The organism is Escherichia sp. 94.0001, from assembly GCF_013369155.2.
Lineage (GTDB): Bacteria > Pseudomonadota > Gammaproteobacteria > Enterobacterales > Enterobacteriaceae > Escherichia > Escherichia coli_F.
This window is the reverse complement of sequence record NZ_JABWMS020000019.1, coordinates 1-17,665: the sequence shown is the minus strand read 5'-3', so window position 1 is coordinate 17,665 and position 17,665 is coordinate 1. Positions and strand designations below refer to the sequence as shown.

At 51.4% G+C, this 17,665-nt stretch carries 18 protein-coding genes; 6 read left to right on the top strand and 12 right to left on the bottom strand.

Going from position 1 to position 17,665, the window contains the following annotated elements:
- Positions 1-64: 64 nt before the first annotated feature.
- The 3 genes from ackA to yfcC all read left to right on the top strand — a co-directional run bounded on the left by ackA (position 65) and on the right by yfcC (position 5,196).
- Positions 65-1,267 (top strand): acetate kinase, encoded by a 1,203-nt coding sequence (gene ackA, locus HEN33_RS11600; protein WP_000095712.1) that lies wholly within the window; start codon positions 65-67, stop codon positions 1,265-1,267.
- Between the two features lie 74 nt (positions 1,268-1,341).
- The gene (gene pta / locus HEN33_RS11595) at positions 1,342-3,486 is read left to right on the top strand and encodes a phosphate acetyltransferase (protein WP_000086716.1); all 2,145 of its coding nucleotides are present in this window, start codon (positions 1,342-1,344) and stop codon (positions 3,484-3,486) included.
- Positions 3,487-3,675: 189 nt separating this feature from the next.
- On the top strand, positions 3,676-5,196 hold the full coding sequence (gene yfcC / locus HEN33_RS11590) for a putative basic amino acid antiporter YfcC (RefSeq protein WP_001274485.1): 1,521 nt from the start codon (positions 3,676-3,678) through the stop codon (positions 5,194-5,196).
- A gap of 32 nt (positions 5,197-5,228) precedes the next feature.
- On the opposite strand, the gene yfcD is transcribed toward yfcC, so the two are convergent.
- From yfcD to yfcF, 3 genes are read right to left on the bottom strand one after another with little or no spacing between them, the layout of a single operon-like run.
- Entirely contained in the window at positions 5,229-5,771 is a 543-nt protein-coding gene (gene yfcD / locus HEN33_RS11585; protein ID WP_000437935.1) for an NUDIX hydrolase YfcD, read from the bottom strand.
- 57 nt (positions 5,772-5,828) lie between these two features.
- Positions 5,829-6,380 (bottom strand): phosphodiesterase, encoded by a 552-nt coding sequence (gene yfcE / locus HEN33_RS11580; RefSeq protein WP_000772452.1) that lies wholly within the window; start codon positions 6,378-6,380, stop codon positions 5,829-5,831.
- 55 nt (positions 6,381-6,435) lie between these two features.
- Positions 6,436-7,080 carry a glutathione transferase gene (gene yfcF, locus HEN33_RS11575; protein ID WP_000042440.1) on the bottom strand — a complete coding sequence of 215 codons (645 nt, stop codon included), beginning with the start codon at positions 7,078-7,080 and terminating at the stop codon, positions 6,436-6,438.
- A 135-nt stretch (positions 7,081-7,215) separates the two neighbouring features.
- On the opposite strand from yfcF, the gene yfcG reads away from it, so the two are divergent.
- The 3 genes from yfcG to HEN33_RS11560 are packed head-to-tail and all read left to right on the top strand — an operon-like array spanning position 7,216 to position 9,196.
- A complete protein-coding gene (gene yfcG, locus HEN33_RS11570; RefSeq protein ID WP_105277541.1) occupies positions 7,216-7,863 on the top strand; it encodes a GSH-dependent disulfide bond oxidoreductase in 648 nt (215 codons plus the stop codon).
- A gap of 56 nt (positions 7,864-7,919) precedes the next feature.
- Positions 7,920-8,282 carry a dihydroneopterin triphosphate 2'-epimerase gene (gene folX, locus HEN33_RS11565; protein WP_000068457.1) on the top strand — a complete coding sequence of 121 codons (363 nt, stop codon included), beginning with the start codon at positions 7,920-7,922 and terminating at the stop codon, positions 8,280-8,282.
- Between the two features lie 20 nt (positions 8,283-8,302).
- Positions 8,303-9,196 (top strand): TIGR01777 family oxidoreductase, encoded by an 894-nt coding sequence (locus HEN33_RS11560; protein ID WP_176263701.1) that lies wholly within the window; start codon positions 8,303-8,305, stop codon positions 9,194-9,196.
- A 47-nt stretch (positions 9,197-9,243) separates the two neighbouring features.
- Here the strand turns inward: HEN33_RS11560 and rpnB are convergent, their stop codons facing one another.
- The 9 genes from rpnB to cvpA all read right to left on the bottom strand — a co-directional run bounded on the left by rpnB (position 9,244) and on the right by cvpA (position 17,355).
- Entirely contained in the window at positions 9,244-10,134 is an 891-nt protein-coding gene (rpnB, locus tag HEN33_RS11555) for a recombination-promoting nuclease RpnB (protein WP_032184703.1), read from the bottom strand.
- A 195-nt stretch (positions 10,135-10,329) separates the two neighbouring features.
- Positions 10,330-11,103, bottom strand: coding sequence for a histidine ABC transporter ATP-binding protein HisP (gene hisP, locus HEN33_RS11550; protein WP_001293612.1), 774 nt, complete (start codon positions 11,101-11,103; stop codon positions 10,330-10,332).
- Between the two features lie 7 nt (positions 11,104-11,110).
- Complete coding sequence (locus HEN33_RS11545; protein ID WP_000569957.1) at positions 11,111-11,827, bottom strand: ABC transporter permease; 717 nt, start codon at positions 11,825-11,827, stop codon at positions 11,111-11,113.
- Positions 11,824-12,510, bottom strand: coding sequence for a histidine ABC transporter permease HisQ (hisQ, locus tag HEN33_RS11540; RefSeq protein WP_000965518.1), 687 nt, complete (start codon positions 12,508-12,510; stop codon positions 11,824-11,826). The genes HEN33_RS11545 and hisQ overlap by 4 nt, the downstream gene beginning before the upstream one ends.
- Before the next feature lie 89 nt (positions 12,511-12,599).
- A complete protein-coding gene (hisJ, locus tag HEN33_RS11535) occupies positions 12,600-13,382 on the bottom strand; it encodes a histidine ABC transporter substrate-binding protein HisJ (RefSeq protein ID WP_000737621.1) in 783 nt (260 codons plus the stop codon).
- A 219-nt stretch (positions 13,383-13,601) separates the two neighbouring features.
- A complete protein-coding gene (argT, locus tag HEN33_RS11530) occupies positions 13,602-14,384 on the bottom strand; it encodes a lysine/arginine/ornithine ABC transporter substrate-binding protein ArgT (protein ID WP_000748235.1) in 783 nt (260 codons plus the stop codon).
- A 264-nt stretch (positions 14,385-14,648) separates the two neighbouring features.
- Positions 14,649-15,218, bottom strand: a complete 570-nt coding sequence (ubiX, locus tag HEN33_RS11525) for a flavin prenyltransferase UbiX (RefSeq protein ID WP_000825697.1) — start codon at positions 15,216-15,218, stop codon at positions 14,649-14,651.
- Between the two features lie 94 nt (positions 15,219-15,312).
- On the bottom strand, positions 15,313-16,830 hold the full coding sequence (gene purF, locus HEN33_RS11520) for an amidophosphoribosyltransferase (protein ID WP_000334228.1): 1,518 nt from the start codon (positions 16,828-16,830) through the stop codon (positions 15,313-15,315).
- A 36-nt stretch (positions 16,831-16,866) separates the two neighbouring features.
- Positions 16,867-17,355, bottom strand: coding sequence for a colicin V production protein (cvpA, locus tag HEN33_RS11515; protein WP_032184707.1), 489 nt, complete (start codon positions 17,353-17,355; stop codon positions 16,867-16,869).
- Positions 17,356-17,665 lie beyond the last annotated feature (310 nt).

Below are 17,665 nucleotides of genomic sequence, written 5' to 3'. Positions count from 1 at the left end.
TCATGCGCTACGCTCTATGGCTCCCTGACGTTTTTTTAGCCACGTATCAATTATAGGTACTTCCATGTCGAGTAAGTTAGTACTGGTTCTGAACTGCGGTAGTTCTTCACTGAAATTTGCAATCATCGATGCAGTGAATGGTGAAGAGTACCTTTCTGGTTTAGCCGAATGTTTCCACCTGCCCGAAGCACGTATCAAATGGAAAATGGACGGCAATAAACAGGAAGCGGCTTTAGGTGCAGGCGCCGCTCACAGCGAAGCGCTCAACTTTATCGTTAATACTATTCTGGCACAAAAACCAGAACTGTCTGCGCAGCTGACCGCTATCGGTCACCGTATCGTACACGGCGGCGAAAAGTATACCAGCTCCGTAGTGATCGATGAGTCTGTTATTCAGGGTATCAAAGATGCAGCTTCTTTTGCACCGCTGCACAACCCGGCTCACCTGATCGGTATCGAAGAAGCACTGAAATCTTTCCCTCAGCTGAAAGACAAAAACGTTGCTGTATTTGACACCGCGTTCCACCAGACTATGCCGGAAGAGTCTTACCTCTACGCCCTGCCGTACAACCTGTACAAAGAGCATGGCATCCGTCGTTACGGCGCGCACGGCACCAGCCACTTCTATGTAACCCAGGAAGCGGCAAAAATGCTGAACAAACCGGTAGAAGAGCTGAACATCATCACCTGCCACCTGGGTAACGGTGGTTCCGTTTCTGCTATCCGCAACGGTAAATGCGTTGACACCTCTATGGGTCTGACCCCGCTGGAAGGTCTGGTAATGGGTACTCGCTCTGGCGATATCGATCCTGCGATCATCTTCCACCTGCACGACACTCTGGGCATGAGCGTTGACGCAATCAACAAAATGCTGACCAAAGAGTCTGGCCTGCTGGGTCTGACCGAAGTCACCAGCGACTGCCGTTATGTTGAAGACAACTACGCGACAAAAGAAGACGCGAAGCGCGCAATGGACGTTTACTGCCACCGTCTGGCGAAATACATCGGTGCCTACACCGCGCTGATGGATGGTCGTCTGGACGCTGTTGTATTCACCGGTGGTATCGGTGAAAATGCCGCGATGGTTCGTGAACTGTCTCTGGGCAAACTGGGCGTGCTGGGCTTTGAAGTTGATCATGAGCGCAACCTGGCTGCACGTTTCGGCAAATCTGGTTTCATCAACAAAGAAGGCACCCGCCCTGCTGTTGTGATTCCGACCAACGAAGAGCTGGTTATCGCGCAAGACGCCTGCCGCTTGACCGCCTGATTCCACACCGCCAGCTCAGCTGGCGGTGCTGTTTTGTAACCCGCCAAACCGGCGGTAACGAAAGAGGATAAACCGTGTCCCGTATTATTATGCTGATCCCTACCGGAACCAGCGTCGGTCTGACCAGCGTCAGCCTTGGCGTGATCCGTGCAATGGAACGCAAAGGCGTTCGTCTGAGCGTTTTCAAACCTATCGCTCAGCCGCGTACCGGTGGCGATGCGCCCGATCAGACCACGACTATCGTGCGTGCGAACTCTTCCACCACGACAGCCGCTGAACCGCTGAAAATGAGCTACGTTGAAGGTCTGCTTTCCAGCAATCAGAAAGATGTGCTGATGGAAGAGATCGTCGCGAACTACCACGCTAACACCAAAGACGCTGAAGTCGTTCTGGTTGAAGGTCTGGTCCCGACACGTAAGCATCAGTTTGCCCAGTCTCTGAACTACGAAATCGCTAAAACGCTGAACGCGGAAATCGTCTTCGTTATGTCTCAGGGCACTGACACCCCGGAACAGCTGAAAGAGCGTATCGAACTGACTCGCAACAGCTTCGGTGGTGCAAAAAACACCAACATCACTGGCGTTATCGTTAACAAACTGAACGCACCGGTTGATGAACAGGGTCGTACTCGCCCGGATCTGTCCGAGATTTTCGACGACTCTTCCAAAGCAAAAGTAAACAATGTTGATCCGGCGAAGCTGCAAGAATCCAGCCCGCTGCCGGTTCTCGGCGCGGTGCCGTGGAGCTTTGATCTGATCGCGACCCGTGCGATCGATATGGCTCGCCACCTGAACGCCACCATCATCAACGAAGGCGACATCAATACTCGCCGCGTTAAATCCGTCACTTTCTGCGCACGCAGCATTCCGCACATGCTGGAGCACTTCCGTGCCGGTTCTCTGCTGGTAACTTCCGCAGACCGTCCTGACGTACTGGTTGCAGCTTGCCTGGCTGCCATGAACGGCGTAGAAATCGGTGCCCTGCTGCTGACTGGCGGCTACGAAATGGACGCGCGCATTTCCAAACTGTGCGAACGTGCTTTCGCTACCGGCCTGCCGGTATTTATGGTGAATACCAACACCTGGCAGACTTCTCTGAGCCTGCAGAGCTTCAACCTCGAAGTTCCGGTTGACGATCACGAGCGTATCGAGAAAGTTCAGGAATACGTTGCTAACTACATCAACGCTGACTGGATTGACTCTCTGACTGCCACTTCCGAGCGCAGCCGTCGTCTGTCTCCGCCAGCGTTCCGTTATCAGCTGACCGAACTGGCGCGCAAAGCGGGCAAACGTATCGTGCTGCCGGAAGGTGACGAACCGCGTACCGTTAAAGCAGCCGCTATCTGTGCTGAACGTGGTATCGCAACTTGCGTACTGCTGGGTAACCCGGCTGAGATCAACCGCGTTGCAGCATCTCAGGGCGTAGAGCTGGGTGCTGGCATTGAAATTGTCGATCCAGAAGTGGTTCGCGAAAGCTATGTTGGCCGCCTGGTTGAACTGCGTAAGAACAAAGGCATGACCGAAACCGTTGCCCGCGAACAGCTGGAAGACAACGTGGTTCTCGGTACGCTGATGCTGGAACAGGATGAAGTTGACGGTCTGGTTTCCGGTGCTGTTCACACCACCGCAAACACCATTCGTCCGCCGCTGCAGCTGATCAAAACTGCACCGGGTAGCTCCCTGGTATCTTCCGTGTTCTTCATGCTGCTGCCGGAACAGGTTTACGTTTACGGTGACTGTGCGATCAACCCGGATCCGACCGCAGAACAGCTGGCAGAAATCGCGATTCAGTCCGCTGATTCCGCCGCGGCCTTCGGTATCGAACCGCGCGTTGCAATGCTCTCCTACTCCACCGGTACTTCTGGTGCAGGTAGCGACGTAGAGAAAGTTCGCGAAGCAACTCGTCTGGCGCAGGAAAAACGTCCTGACCTGATGATCGACGGTCCGCTGCAGTACGACGCTGCGGTAATGGCTGACGTTGCGAAATCCAAAGCACCGAATTCTCCGGTTGCTGGTCGCGCTACCGTGTTCATCTTCCCGGATCTGAACACCGGTAACACCACTTACAAAGCGGTACAACGTTCTGCCGATCTGATCTCCATCGGGCCGATGCTGCAGGGTATGCGCAAGCCGGTTAACGATCTGTCCCGTGGCGCACTGGTTGACGATATCGTCTACACCATCGCGCTGACTGCGATTCAGTCTGCACAGCAGCAGTAATCTCGTCATCATCCGCAGCTTTGCGCTGTGGATACCTGAACCGGAAATAGTCACTATTTCCGGTTTTTTATTCTCTTAATTTGCATTAATCCTTTCTGATTATCTTGCTTAACTGCGCTGCATCAATGAATTGCGCCATCTCACTTTGCATACTTACCACTTTGTTTTGTGCAAGGGAATATCTGCGCTATGTCCGCAATCACTGAATCCAAACCAACCAGAAGATGGGCAATGCCCGATACGCTGGTGATTATCTTTTTTGTTGCTATTTTAACCAGCCTTGCCACCTGGGTAGTTCCGGTGGGGATGTTTGACAGTCAGGAAGTGCAGTATCAGGTTGATGGTCAAACAAAAACACGCAAAGTCGTAGATCCGCACTCATTTCGCATTCTGACTAACGAGGCGGGCGAACCTGAGTATCACCGCGTGCAACTGTTCTCGACGGGCGATGAACGCCCGGGCCTGATGAATTTCCCGTTTGAAGGATTAACCTCAGGATCGAAATACGGGACAGCCGTTGGCATCATCATGTTTATGCTGGTGATTGGCGGCGCGTTTGGCATCGTGATGCGTACAGGAACCATTGATAACGGCATCCTGGCACTTATTCGGCATACACGCGGGAATGAAATTCTCTTTATCCCTGCCTTGTTTATTCTCTTTTCACTTGGCGGCGCGGTATTTGGTATGGGGGAAGAGGCCGTCGCCTTTGCCATTATCATCGCACCGCTAATGGTCCGGCTGGGCTATGACAGTATTACCACCGTCCTGGTGACTTATATCGCCACGCAAATCGGTTTTGCCAGTTCGTGGATGAACCCGTTTTGTGTGGTTGTTGCTCAGGGGATCGCTGGTGTTCCGGTGCTTTCTGGCTCCGGTTTGCGCATCGTGGTATGGGTAATCTCTACTCTGATTGGTCTGGTCTTCACTATGGTGTACGCCTCGCGGGTGAAAAAGAATCCGCTGTTGTCACGCGTTCATGAGTCCGATCGTTTCTTCCGCGAAAAACAGGCGGATGTAGAACAGCGTCCATTTACCTTTGGTGACTGGCTGGTATTGATTGTTTTAACCGCCGTCATGATCTGGGTAATTTGGGGCGTTATCGTCAATGCCTGGTTTATTCCAGAAATAGCCAGCCAGTTCTTCACGATGGGGCTAGTAATTGGCATCATCGGCGTTGTTTTCCGCCTAAACGGTATGACGGTTAATACCATGGCTTCATCCTTCACCGAAGGGGCGCGAATGATGATCGCCCCTGCCCTACTGGTGGGTTTCGCCAAAGGGATTTTGTTGCTGGTCGGTAACGGTGAAGCGGGTGATGCCAGTGTGTTAAATACCATTCTAAACAGCATTGCCAATGCCATTAGCGGTCTGGATAACGCAGTTGCAGCCTGGTTTATGTTGCTCTTCCAGGCGGTATTTAATTTCTTCGTGACATCCGGTTCTGGTCAGGCGGCGTTAACCATGCCGTTACTGGCACCGCTTGGCGATCTGGTCGGTGTTAACCGTCAGGTTACCGTGCTGGCGTTCCAGTTTGGTGATGGCTTCAGTCACATCATTTACCCGACCTCGGCTTCGTTAATGGCAACGCTCGGTGTTTGTCGGGTGGACTTCCGTAACTGGCTGAAGGTGGGCGCGACACTGCTTGGACTGCTGTTTATTATGTCCAGCGTCGTGGTTATCGGTGCTCAGTTGATGGGCTACCACTAAAAATGTTAAGAGCCGCAATTGCGGCTCTTTTTTCATTCTGCCGTTTCAGTCTCTACGGCTTCATTTTTGGCATTGCGCTTCATCCACAACGCCAGCGCTTTCAGCGAGTCTGGAGTGAACTCATCGCAGCGTGCGGTGATTTCTTCCGGCGTCAGCCAGCAAACTTCACTGACTTCATCTTCCTGTAGGGCGAAGGGACCGTGCGAGACACAACTGAACAACGCGCCCCAGACACGGCAATTTTTATCTTCGAAATAGAACTGCCCGTGCTCGGCAAAGGGGACACCGGCAATGCCCAACTCTTCTTCCGCTTCGCGACGCGCGGACTCCAGCAATTGCTCATCGGCCTGGACCACACCGCCTGCGGTCGCATCTAACATGCCGGGTAAAAAGTCTTTTGTCTCGGTACGACGCTGGACCAGAATTTTGCCCATGCCATCATGCACGACGATGTAAGTTGCACGATGACGCAGACACTGTGCCCGCATTTGTTCCCGGCTGGCTTGTGCAATGACTTCATTCTCTTCATTGACAATATCCACCCATTCAGTACTTGCCAAACGACGCTGTTCCATTATCAGGAAACCTTCTTTTTCTGGCGCTCTTACGGCGCATTTTGAGTTGTGGGTAAATTACGGATTAATCGCGACCTGCGCAATGATACTTTGATCATTGAGTGCGATTACACTCAGTACGTCATTATCCAGCATGCCATAACTCGCCGGATTACCGCCTTTCGGAATACTCACCGAGCCGGGGTTGAAGTGGAATATCTCCCCCCGCTGTTCTGCCACTGGCAGATGGGTATGACCGTAAACCAGCACATCGTTCTGGTTTAAAGCAGGCAGATTTTCCGGGCCAAATAGATGACCATGCGTCAAAAACAGACGTTGTTTTTCCAGTAATACCTGTTGCCACGGCGCGGTTATCGGGAAATGCAGCAGCATTTGGTCCACTTCGCTGTCGCAGTTGCCGCGCACAGCGATAACTTTATGTGCCACTTCATTAAGCCGTTCAGCGACTTTGGCTGGCGCGTAACCCTCCGGTAAAGCATTACGCGGGCCGTGATTCAACACGTCGCCAAGGATCACCAGCCACTGGGCACCGCTTTGGGCAAACAACTCCAGAACACGTTCCGTCGCCGGTAACGACCCATGAATGTCCGATGCAAACATCAGTTTCATCACTCACTCCTCGTCGAAAAAACGTAAGCTATGATACTGGATTCTGTCGTTGCTATCAGCCAGATTGCTTCGCCGAAAGAGCAATAAAACGCTGGACAGACGCTCGCTGCCACTGGAATGTCGCATAATCCACCAGGCGTTCTGGCACCTCATCGCCATGTAGTACCAGGCGGTTAATCATTAGTGCCAGATCCGTATCGGCAATGCACCATTCACCAAATAAATTCGGCTGACCCAGTGCTAACAAATGTTCTGCCATCGCGAACAGTTTCTCTGCACTGGCTTTTCCCTCCGCCGTTAATGGCGCTTTTTTCGCACCCGCAAAGACAACATCCGTCGGACGTTCTTCGCGGATGGGCATCAAATCGCTACGCAGCCAGGCCTGAATCTGTCGTGCACGCGCACGATTTTCTAAATCAAGCGGATAAATGCGTTCCCAGGTCGGTGGCGCAAATCGATCTTCCAGATACTCCGCAATGGCAGAAGATTCACTCAACTCAAAATCATCGATTTGTAATAACGGCACACGGCGTGTCTGACCGTAACCTTGCCACGTCGGCTGCAAATGTTCACCGCTGTCGAGGTCGATGGTCTTGATATGAAACGACAGGCCTTTTTCCTGCAACGCCACCCAGGCGGATAACACATAAGGGGAGAAAAAATGGGCATCTGACCAAAGCGTGATAGCGGGTTTACTCATTATGTCCTCGGCAATAAAGGGGGCTTGCTATCAAACTATAGAGCCTTTTTGTCACTGTCACGTGACGAATACTCACGCAAGTCGTCGCGCTTTCTATACTTGTGGTGTTCAGATGATTAGACAACCGGAGCTGCAATGATCGATCTCTATTTCGCCCCGACGCCAAATGGTCACAAAATTACGTTGTTTCTCGAAGAGGCTGGACTGGATTATCGCTTGATTAAGGTAGACCTGGGGAAAGGTGGCCAGTTTCACCCGGAATTTTTGCGCATTTCGCCTAACAACAAAATTCCGGCAATTGTTGATCATTCCCCAGCCGATGGCGGCGAACCGTTAAGCCTCTTTGAGTCCGGGGCCATATTGTTGTATCTGGCGGAGAAAACGGGACTCTTTTTGAGTCATGAAATGCGTGAACGCGCCACCACATTACAGTGGCTATTCTGGCAGGTAGGCGGGCTGGGGCCGATGCTTGGGCAAAATCATCATTTTAATCACGCTGCACCACAAACCATTCCTTACGCTATTGAACGTTATCAAGTTGAAACTCAGCGTCTGTATCACGTGCTGAACAAGCGGCTGGAAAACTCGCCCTGGCTGGGCGGAGAAAATTACAGCATTGCGGATATTGCCTGCTGGCCGTGGGTTAATGCCTGGACTCGCCAGCGCATTGACCTCGCAATGTATCCTGCAGTTAAGAACTGGCATGAGCGGATCCGTTCGCGCCCTGCCACCGGGCAGGCACTGCTAAAAGCACAACTCAGTGATGAGCGTTCGGATAGTTAACAGAAACAGGTTCTCGTGTATTATTTAATCCTAAGTAAAACAACGGAGAACCTGCAATGGCACAACCTGCCGCTATTATTCGTATAAAGAACCTTCGTTTACGTACGTTTATCGGAATTAAGGAAGAAGAAATTAACAACCGTCAGGATATAGTTATCAACGTGACGATCCACTACCCCGCCGATAAAGCGCGCACCAGCGAAGATATCAACGATGCGCTGAATTATCGCACCGTAACGAAAAACATTATTCAGCACGTAGAGAATAACCGTTTCTCTTTGCTGGAGAAATTAACTCAGGATGTGCTCGATATCGCACGTGAACATCACTGGGTAACGTATGCTGAAGTAGAGATCGATAAACTGCACGCGCTGCGCTACGCTGATTCGGTATCCATGACCTTAAGCTGGCAGCGTTAACCGCCATATCGGGAGGCTGCATGAACATAGTGATCACCGGAGGGACGGGATTAATTGGTCGTCATTTGATTCCGCGTTTGCTGGAGCTGGGCCATCAAATCACGGTAGTGACGCGTAACCCGCAGAAAGCCAGCTCCGTTATCGGCCCCCGGGTGACACTATGGCAAGGGCTTGCAGATCAAAGCAACCTCAATGGCGTTGATGCGGTAATCAACCTGGCTGGAGAACCGATTGCCGATAAACGCTGGACTCACGAGCAAAAAGATCGTCTCTGCCAAAGCCGCTGGAATATCACGCAAAAACTGGTCGATTTGATTAATGCCAGCGACACGCCGCCGTCGGTACTCATTTCCGGCTCGGCAACGGGCTATTATGGCGACTTAGGTGAAGTGGTGGTTACCGAAGAGGAACCGCCGCATAACGAATTTACCCATAAACTCTGCGCTCGTTGGGAAGAAATTGCCTGTCGGGCGCAAAGCGACAAAACGCGTGTGTGCCTGCTGCGTACCGGCGTGGTGCTGGCACCGGACGGCGGGATCCTCGGTAAAATGCTGCTGCCGTTTCGTCTTGGCCTGGGCGGGCCGATTGGTTCCGGTCGGCAGTATCTGGCCTGGATTCATATTGATGATATGGTCAACGGCATTCTCTGGCTGCTGGATAACGAGCTGCGCGGGCCATTTAATATGGTTTCGCCCTACCCGGTACGCAATGAACAATTTGCCCATGCGCTCGGTCATGCACTGCATCGTCCGGCCATTTTGCGCGTCCCCGCGACCGCTATTCGGCTGTTAATGGGCGAATCTTCAGTACTGGTATTAGGTGGACAACGGGCCTTGCCTAAACAGCTGGAAGAAGCGGGTTTTGCGTTTCGCTGGTACGATTTAGAAGAGGCGCTGGCGGATGTTGTTCACTGATGTGGTGTACTGCAAACATCCGCCAGTTAATTCCCGGTGTTACAGGATTAGTGGCTTTGCGCGATAAGGTCGTCTGGTGAAAGTCGGGTCAGCGTCAGGATGACTTCGTGGTCAAATCCTTTTTCCAGCATCTCCTGAGCAATACGCAGAGCTTCTTCGTGTTTGCCCTGCATTGCGCCTTCTTCACGTAATCTGTCAGCAATGGTCATCAGTTTCTCCTTTTCTTGTGGTGCGCGTTCTGTTATCTCACCAATAAATGCACGGAAACGCTGGGCATCTCCCGTTTGTAATACGTAATTAAACAGGGCTTTTAGCTGTCTGTCATTAGTGTTCCCTGTAACTAGCAGCGAAACAATTTGGTCGACTAATCCCAACAGATCGCGCTGACGAATATGTTTCTGAATTAATTCCAACAGCGCCATTTTGCGATGTTGCATAATCTCGTCATCCGGCACCACGGTAATATCCACCAGCGGAAAAGCCGATGAATATATTTTGCGGGCTATAGCTGGCTCGGCAAATTCATCAAGCCAGCAGAGTGAATAAGGATAAGGACTTCTGCAACCATGATAAAACAGCATTGGGATCACCAATGGAAGCTCTTTATAGCCTGCATCCAGATGGTTTTGCATCGCCGCGATGGAATAGCGCATCATGCGAAAAGCCATTAATTCCTCCGGCTTACTTTGGTGCTCTATCACCACATAAATATAACCCGCTCCCTCCTGCGTTTTCACAGACCACAAGAGGTCGGAATAATATTGCCGCAGGTCTTCATCAATAAAACTGTTTGGTTCCAGTTTGAGCGTCGTTAAATCACACAGTTTGCGCAGCGGCGCGGGAAGATGAATATCAATAAAATCCCGCGCGGTGTCTGGATGGCGTAAAAAAGATTTAAATACCGCATCATGCGGCGTGGAAGTTGTCGATATTGTCATGGCGTTCCGTCACCCCTCAAATTTAAGATGACGCGACAATAACCACGATTTACACCCAATGCAGCAGGCAGTTTTTATCTTTGGACAGCGAATTCAGAAGTATTTTTAGCGGACTGCAACTTTTACATTTCAGCGGAAGCGGACTCGCAAATTCCCCATGAAATACTCCGGCAGCGTTAGCCACCGGAGAGGGAATTATTTCAGCGATCCCTTAAGGAACTGTTGCAGACGAGGGCTTTGCGGGTTGCCAAATAACTGCTCCGGCGCGCCTTCTTCCTCTATTTTCCCCTGATGGAGAAAAATGACGTGAGTAGAAACATGGCGAGCAAAGCCCATTTCGTGAGTCACCACCACCATGGTTTTTCCCTCTTCTGCCAGTTGCTGCATAATACGCAGCACTTCGCCTACCAGTTCAGGATCGAGCGCCGAGGTGGGTTCATCAAACAGTAGAACTTCCGGTTCCATTGCCAGCGCCCGCGCGATAGAAACACGCTGTTGCTGACCACCGGACAGATGCACCGGGTATTTCCCCTGCGCACGTTCGTCTATCCCGACTTTCGCCAGATACTTCACCGCCCGCTCGCGCGCTTCCTGCTTGCTCAGGCCTAACACCTGAATCGGCGCTTCCATGACGTTTTCCAGCACCGTCATATGGCTCCAGAGATTGAAGTGCTGGAATACCATCGTCAGGCGTGTGCGCAGTAAGCGCAGCTGATTTTTATCGGCGACTTTGAGTTGACCGTCTTTATCGCGCACCAGATTGATCGTCTGGCCGTTAACGACGATCGATCCTTCGCTCGGTTTTTCGAGGAAGTTAATGCAGCGCAGAAAGGTACTTTTCCCCGATCCCGACGAACCGATGATACTTATGACATCACCGGCATTCGCTTGCAGTGAGACCCCTTTCAGCACTTCGTGTTCGCCGTAGCGTTTGTGCAAATCGATAACGTTTAATTTATTCTCGGACATCGTATTCTCAGTGCGTTGAAGAAGGTTTCACATGCTGCAACCAGCGTTTTTCCGCTTTGCGGAACAAACTGATCAGGACATAAGAGATGATTAAATAGAGCACCGCGGCGATACCGAAAGCGGTAAAAGGTTGATACGTGGCGGCGTTAATATCACGGGCTATTTTCAGCAGATCCGGCACCGTGGCCGTAAACGCCAGCGCAGTAGAGTGCAGCATCAGGATTACTTCATTACTGTAGGCCGGTAACGCAATACGCAGCGCTGAAGGCAAAATAATGCAGCGATACATTTTAAAGGTCGAAAAGCCATAGGCTCTGGCGGCTTCAATTTCTCCGTGCGGTACCGAACGGATTGCTCCGGCAAAAATCTCGGTGGTGTAAGCACAGGTGTTAAGCGTCAGCGCCAGCACAGTACAATTCAGGCCACTGCGGAAAAAGGCGTTAAGGAACTCGGTACCCTTAACAATCTCCAGCGTGTACATGCCGGAATAGAACACCAGCAATTGAACATACAGCGGTGTACCGCGAAAAATATAAGTAAATAACCAGATTGGAAACTGGATGTATTTATTGCTGGAGACGCGACCAATCGCCAGAAACAGCGCCAGGACTCCGCCTATCACTACCGACAAAATCAGCAGCCACAGGGTGATCGCCACGCCAGTAAAGCGATAACCGTCGGTCCACAGCAGTGGTTTCCAGTATTCATGTAAGATTTCGATCACAGGTCAGCCCTCTTCACACCCACGGAGTAGCGGCGCTCAAGGAACAGCAGCACACCATTGGAAACGGTGGTGAAAACCAGGTAAATCACGCCACAGACGATGGCGAAATAGAACGGTTCCCAGGTACTTTTGCCTGCCAGTTGCGTGGCTTTGACCACATCTTCCAGGCCAAGTAACGAAACCAGGGCGGTAGATTTGAGGATCACCTGCCAGTTGTTGCCAATGCCTGGCAGGGCGTAACGCATCATCGCCGGAAACATAATCCGCCGAAACACTTGCCCACGAGTAAAACCGAACGCCGTCGCCGCCTCTATATGCCCTTTCGGCACAGCCATAAACGCGCCACGGAACGTTTCGGTAAAATAAGCACCGTAGATAAAACCGAGCGTGATAATACCTGCGACCATCGGATCGATATCAATCTGCCCGACGCCCATCGCCTCCGTCACCGTGTTTAGTGCAATCTGCAAACCGTAGAAAATCAGCAGCATCAACACCAAGTCCGGCACGCCACGAATCAGCGTGGTGTAGCCTTCGAAAATAAGGCCCGAAAGCCGATTTTGCGAGAGCTTACCGCCAGCGCCAATTAAACCGATGATTACAGCGAGCACTACAGAGCTGATCGCCAGCTCCAGCGTGACGAGCGCACCCTGTAAAATAACACCTGAAAACCCATACAACATGCAGCCTGTCCTGTCGTGTGTGGTGAATTACCGCCTCTTGTCTCCCTCCGGTTACCCGAAGGGAGCGGGCTTTCTTTCACCGATGGCGATTAACCACCATAAACATCAAAATCGAAGTACTTTTTCGCTAATTTCTCGTAAGTACCGTCAGCGCGCATTTCGGCAAAGGCTTTGTTCAGTGCCTCGCGCAATTCGTTATCTTCTTTACGCAGACCCATGCCGGTACCTACGCCAAACAGTTTTTCATCTTTAACAGACGGGCCACCGAATTTGTAATCTTTACCAACGGGTTGTTTGAGGAAACCTTCGCTGGCGGCGACCTCATCCTGGAATGCGGCATCAATACGTCCGGCAGTCAGGTCAGAATAAATGTTGTCCTGCCCCTGATAAGAGACGATTTCAATGCCTTTTGGTGCCCAGTGTTCGTTACCGAACGTCTCCTGGGTGGTGCCCTGCAATACGCCTACGCGCTTGCCTTTCAGCGACTCGACTGTCGGCTGAATGTCGGAATTTTTCGCCACTACCAGACGAGAGTCGGCAGCGTACAGTTTGTCGGTGAAGGCAATTTCCTGCTGACGTTTTTCCGTAATGGAAAGCGATGACATGATGGCGTCAATCTTCTTCGCTTTTAAGGACGGGATTAACGCATCCAGCGGGTTTTCGACAAACGTACATTGCGTATTGATGCGTTTGCACAATTCCTTCGCCAGATCGATGTCGAAGCCAACCAGTTCACCTTGTGAATTTTTTGATTCAAATGGCGCATAGGTCGGATCGGTACCGATGCGGATGTTTTGCGGAATCGCAGCAAACGCCGCAGTTGCGCTGGAGAAGGCCAGGACCAGAGAGAGCGATAGCACCAGTTTTTTCATAATGTCCTCAACTGACAGTCTTTTTATAGGGAATATTTACAGGTTTGTTACACTTATCGTGCCATAAAATTGACCATCAAGGCAAAATATCCCGCCCCGTTAGACGTATTATTTTTCATTAAAAATGCTTAAGTATGCATTTCAATGCACCACGATAGTGCAACAACCTGGCGTGCACCATGATGATCATTCCATCAGGTACAGTTTCCCTGCGACGTATCAGTCACCGTAGACATTAAAGTCGAAATACTTTTTCGCCATCTTGTCGTAGGTACCGTCCTGACGCAGCTCGCCAAGCGCCTTATTAAACGCCGCCGTCAGTTCAGCATCATCTTTACGTAGCCCGACACCGGTGCCGTCACCGAAGTATTTTTTGTCTTTCACTGAAGGGCCTGCAAAAGCGAAATCTTTACCGGCAGGTTGCTTGAGGAAACCTTCGCTGGCAGCAACCTCATCTTGCAGAGCGGCATCCAGGCGTCCTGCAGCCAGATCGGAATAGACCAAATCCTGGTTAGCATAGGCCACCACATCGACACCCTTACTGCGCCAGTTATCATTGGCATACGCTTCCTGGGTTGATCCCTGCAGCACACCAACATGTTTACCTTTCAGTGAATCCAGCGTTGGCTGAATCGGTGAACCTTTGGCAGCAATCAGACGAGAGTCTGCGGCGTACAGTTTGTCGGAGAAGGCAATCTCCTGCTGACGTTTATCCGTAATGGAGAGCGACGAAATAATGGCGTCGATCTTTTTCGCTTTCAGTGAGGGGATCAGCGCGTCAAAGTCACTGGCAACCCAGGTACATTTCACCTGCATCCGTTTGCACATCTCGTTACCGAGATCGATATCAAAGCCAACAAAGTCACCTTTGGCATCTTTCGATGAGAACGGTGCATAGGTGGTATCCGTTCCGATACGTACCGTCTCCGGCAGTGCCGCGTAGCTGGAAGCTGCTGCGGAAATCCCGACTAACAAAGACAGAGCGAGAATCGACTTCTTCATACATAACCCTCAAGTGAAATGGCTTTTTTATATTGTGTATTGTGTTGTGTGTTTGCAGGCTCGTTCATGCAGGTCTTATGCCATCTTGACGACAACAGTAACATTCAACGTTAAATATGTTAATAAGACGTTGCATTATTGTCCTGAAGTTGAAGATAGCAGGTATGGCGGTTGGATCGCAGCGTTTAGATTGAATGGCAGGAACAAAATGTTGAGGATTTGATCGCGGTTGCAAAATTGCCCTGAAACAGGGCAACAGTGGAGTTATGCGCCCTGCCAGCGGGCAAAGAGATCTTCGGGTAGATTTATCGCAAACTGGTCAAGAACACGGTTAACCGTCTGATTTATCACATCATCAAGGGATTGTGGGCGATGATAAAATGCCGGAACGGGAGGCATAATTACCGCACCGATTTCCGCCGCCTGAGTCATTAAACGCAGGTGGCCTAAGTGCAGCGGTGTTTCACGTACGCAGAGCACCAGCGGGCGACGCTCTTTCAGCACCACGTCTGCTGCACGGGTCAGTAAGCCATCCGTATAGCTATGCACAATGCCGGACAGGGTTTTGATTGAACAGGGTAAAATCACCATCCCCAACGTCTGGAAAGAACCAGAAGAGATGCTGGCGGCAATATCGCGCGCATCGTGCGTGACATCGGCTAATGCCTGCACATCACGCAGGGAGAAATCCGTTTCAAGGGATAAGGTCTGGCGCGCCGCCTGGCTCATTACCAGATGCGTTTCGATATCTGTGACATCGCGCAGAACCTGTAATAATCGTACGCCATAAATCGCGCCGCTGGCACCGCTGATGCCCACAATGAGTCGTTTCATAAATAGTTGCCCTGTCAGACTTGCAGCCAGACTTTGCAGGATTTCAGCGGGAGTTGCAAGTCAGGGTGCCAGACCGGCACCCTGAGCGAAGTCATTATCCTTCGTTATGCATTTCGAGATTTTCCACTTCGTTCTGACGTTGCACTGCTTTGGCGTCGTCATTACGTAAAGTATCGAGAAAATCGAGGTAGCCCTGATCAACATCTTTGGTGACGTAGACGCCGTTGAACACCGAGCATTCAAACTGCTGGATATCCGGGTTTTCCGCACGGACGGCTTCGATCAGATCATTCAGATCCTGGAAAATCAAACCATCAGCACCGATGATCTGGCGAATTTCATCTACTTCGCGACCGTGGGCGATAAGCTCCGTGGCGCTTGGCATATCAATCCCGTAAACGTTCGGGAAGCGAATTTCCGGTGCCGCAGAAGCGAGGTAAACTTTCTTCGCTCCGGCTTCACGCGCCATCTCGATAATCTGCTCAGAAGTGGTACCACGCACGATGGAGTCATCGACCAGCAGGACGTTTTTATCACGGAATTCAGCACGGTTGGCGTTCAGTTTACGGCGCACGGACTTACGACGCAGCTGCTGGCCCGGCATGATAAACGTGCGGCCAACATAGCGGTTTTTCACAAAGCCCTGGCGGTACGGTTTGCCCAGAATACGGGCGATTTCCAGCGCGATATCACACGAGGTTTCCGGAATGGGGATCACCACGTCGATATCCAGATCTTCCCATTCACGAGCAATTTTCTCGCCCAGCTTGGTGCCCATATTCACACGCGCGCTGTAAACGGAAATTTTGTCGATAAACGAGTCCGGACGGGCAAAGTAAACATACTCGAACAGGCACGGATTGCTGACCGGGTTGTCAGCGCACTGGCGGGTAAACAGCTGCCCTTCTTCAGTGATGTAAATCGCCTCGCCTGGGGCGACATCACGCAGGAACTCAAAGCCCAGCGTATCGAGCGCAACGCTTTCAGAAGCGACCATATATTCTGTGCGGTTCTCGTCAATATCACGTTTTCCCAGTACCAGCGGACGAATACCGTTAGGATCGCGGAAAGCCACCATACCGTGGCCGATAATCATCGCCACACAGGCATACGCGCCGCGGATTAAGCGGTTTGTAGCAGCGATGGCGGCGAATATGTTGTCGGCTTCCAGCGGGTAGTGGCGGAAGTTGTCCAGCTCGCTGGCGAAGATATTAAGCAGAATTTCCGAGTCGGAAGTGGTGTTGATGTGGCGGCGTTTTTCTTCAAACAGTTTTTTACGCAACTCATGAGCGTTGGTCAGATTGCCGTTGTGGGCAAGCGTGATGCCATACGGGGAGTTAACGTAAAACGGCTGCGCTTCAGAGGCGCTGGAGCTACCAGCCGTGGGGTAACGCACATGACCAATGCCCATATTGCCCTGCAAACGCTGCATATGGCGAGCTTCGAAGACATCGCTCACCAGCCCGTTCGCTTTACGCAAACGGAAGCAGTTATTGGCATCAATGGTGATGATGCCGGCGGCATCCTGACCGCGATGCTGAAGCACCGTTAAGGCATCATAAATCGACTGGTTAACCGGCATAACACCGGCGATACCGACAATACCGCACATACGTCTTTTTCCTCGTTAAGCCACATCTCAGAGCACTTACGCTCTGGGCAAGAAACTTGACGAGCTTTGCAGATAATCAAAAAACCATCTGATGATAAAACTGAACTGCGGGATCAGCTGTGATTTGCTCCAGTCTTCGCTTTTCGATACCCCGGTAAAGGAGTCGAGAAAGAAGAGAATGGCAGCAACAATCAACACACCGCGCAACGCACCGAAACAGACGCCCAGCACCCGGTCGGTGCCCGTCAGGTGGGTTTTCTCAACCAACTGACCTATCACGAAGTTCACGATAGCGCCAACGATCAGTGTCGCGATAAACAGTACCGCGATGGCAATCCCATTTCGAACCAGTTCGTCTTCAAAGCCCGTAAACCAGACTGACAGGTAAGTGTAGTAATGACTGGCGACAAAGAAAGCACAACCCCATGTCACCAGCGATAACGTTTCACGAACAAAGCCGCGGATCAGGCTAACCAGAGAGGAAAAAGCAATCACCGCGATTATGGCGTAATCAATCCAGACCATATGTGTCCCACGATTTTACGCCCTGTCATCCTGTTCGGGGCGCATTCTAACAGAAAAAGAAAACGTTTGCGTAGGGATTTCCTTCCCACGCATCAATAAAAATGGCGCTGAAAAAATATTCAACGCCATCGACTTTTTATGCCTTTGCAGCATCGGGCAATGCGTGTCGGATGCGGCGTGAACGCCTTATCCGACCTACGGTTCTACTCCTGCACAGGCCTGATAAGACGCGCCAGCGTCGCATCAGGCAACGACTGTCGGATGCGGCGTGAACGCCTTATCCGACCTACGGTTCTACTCCTGCACAGGC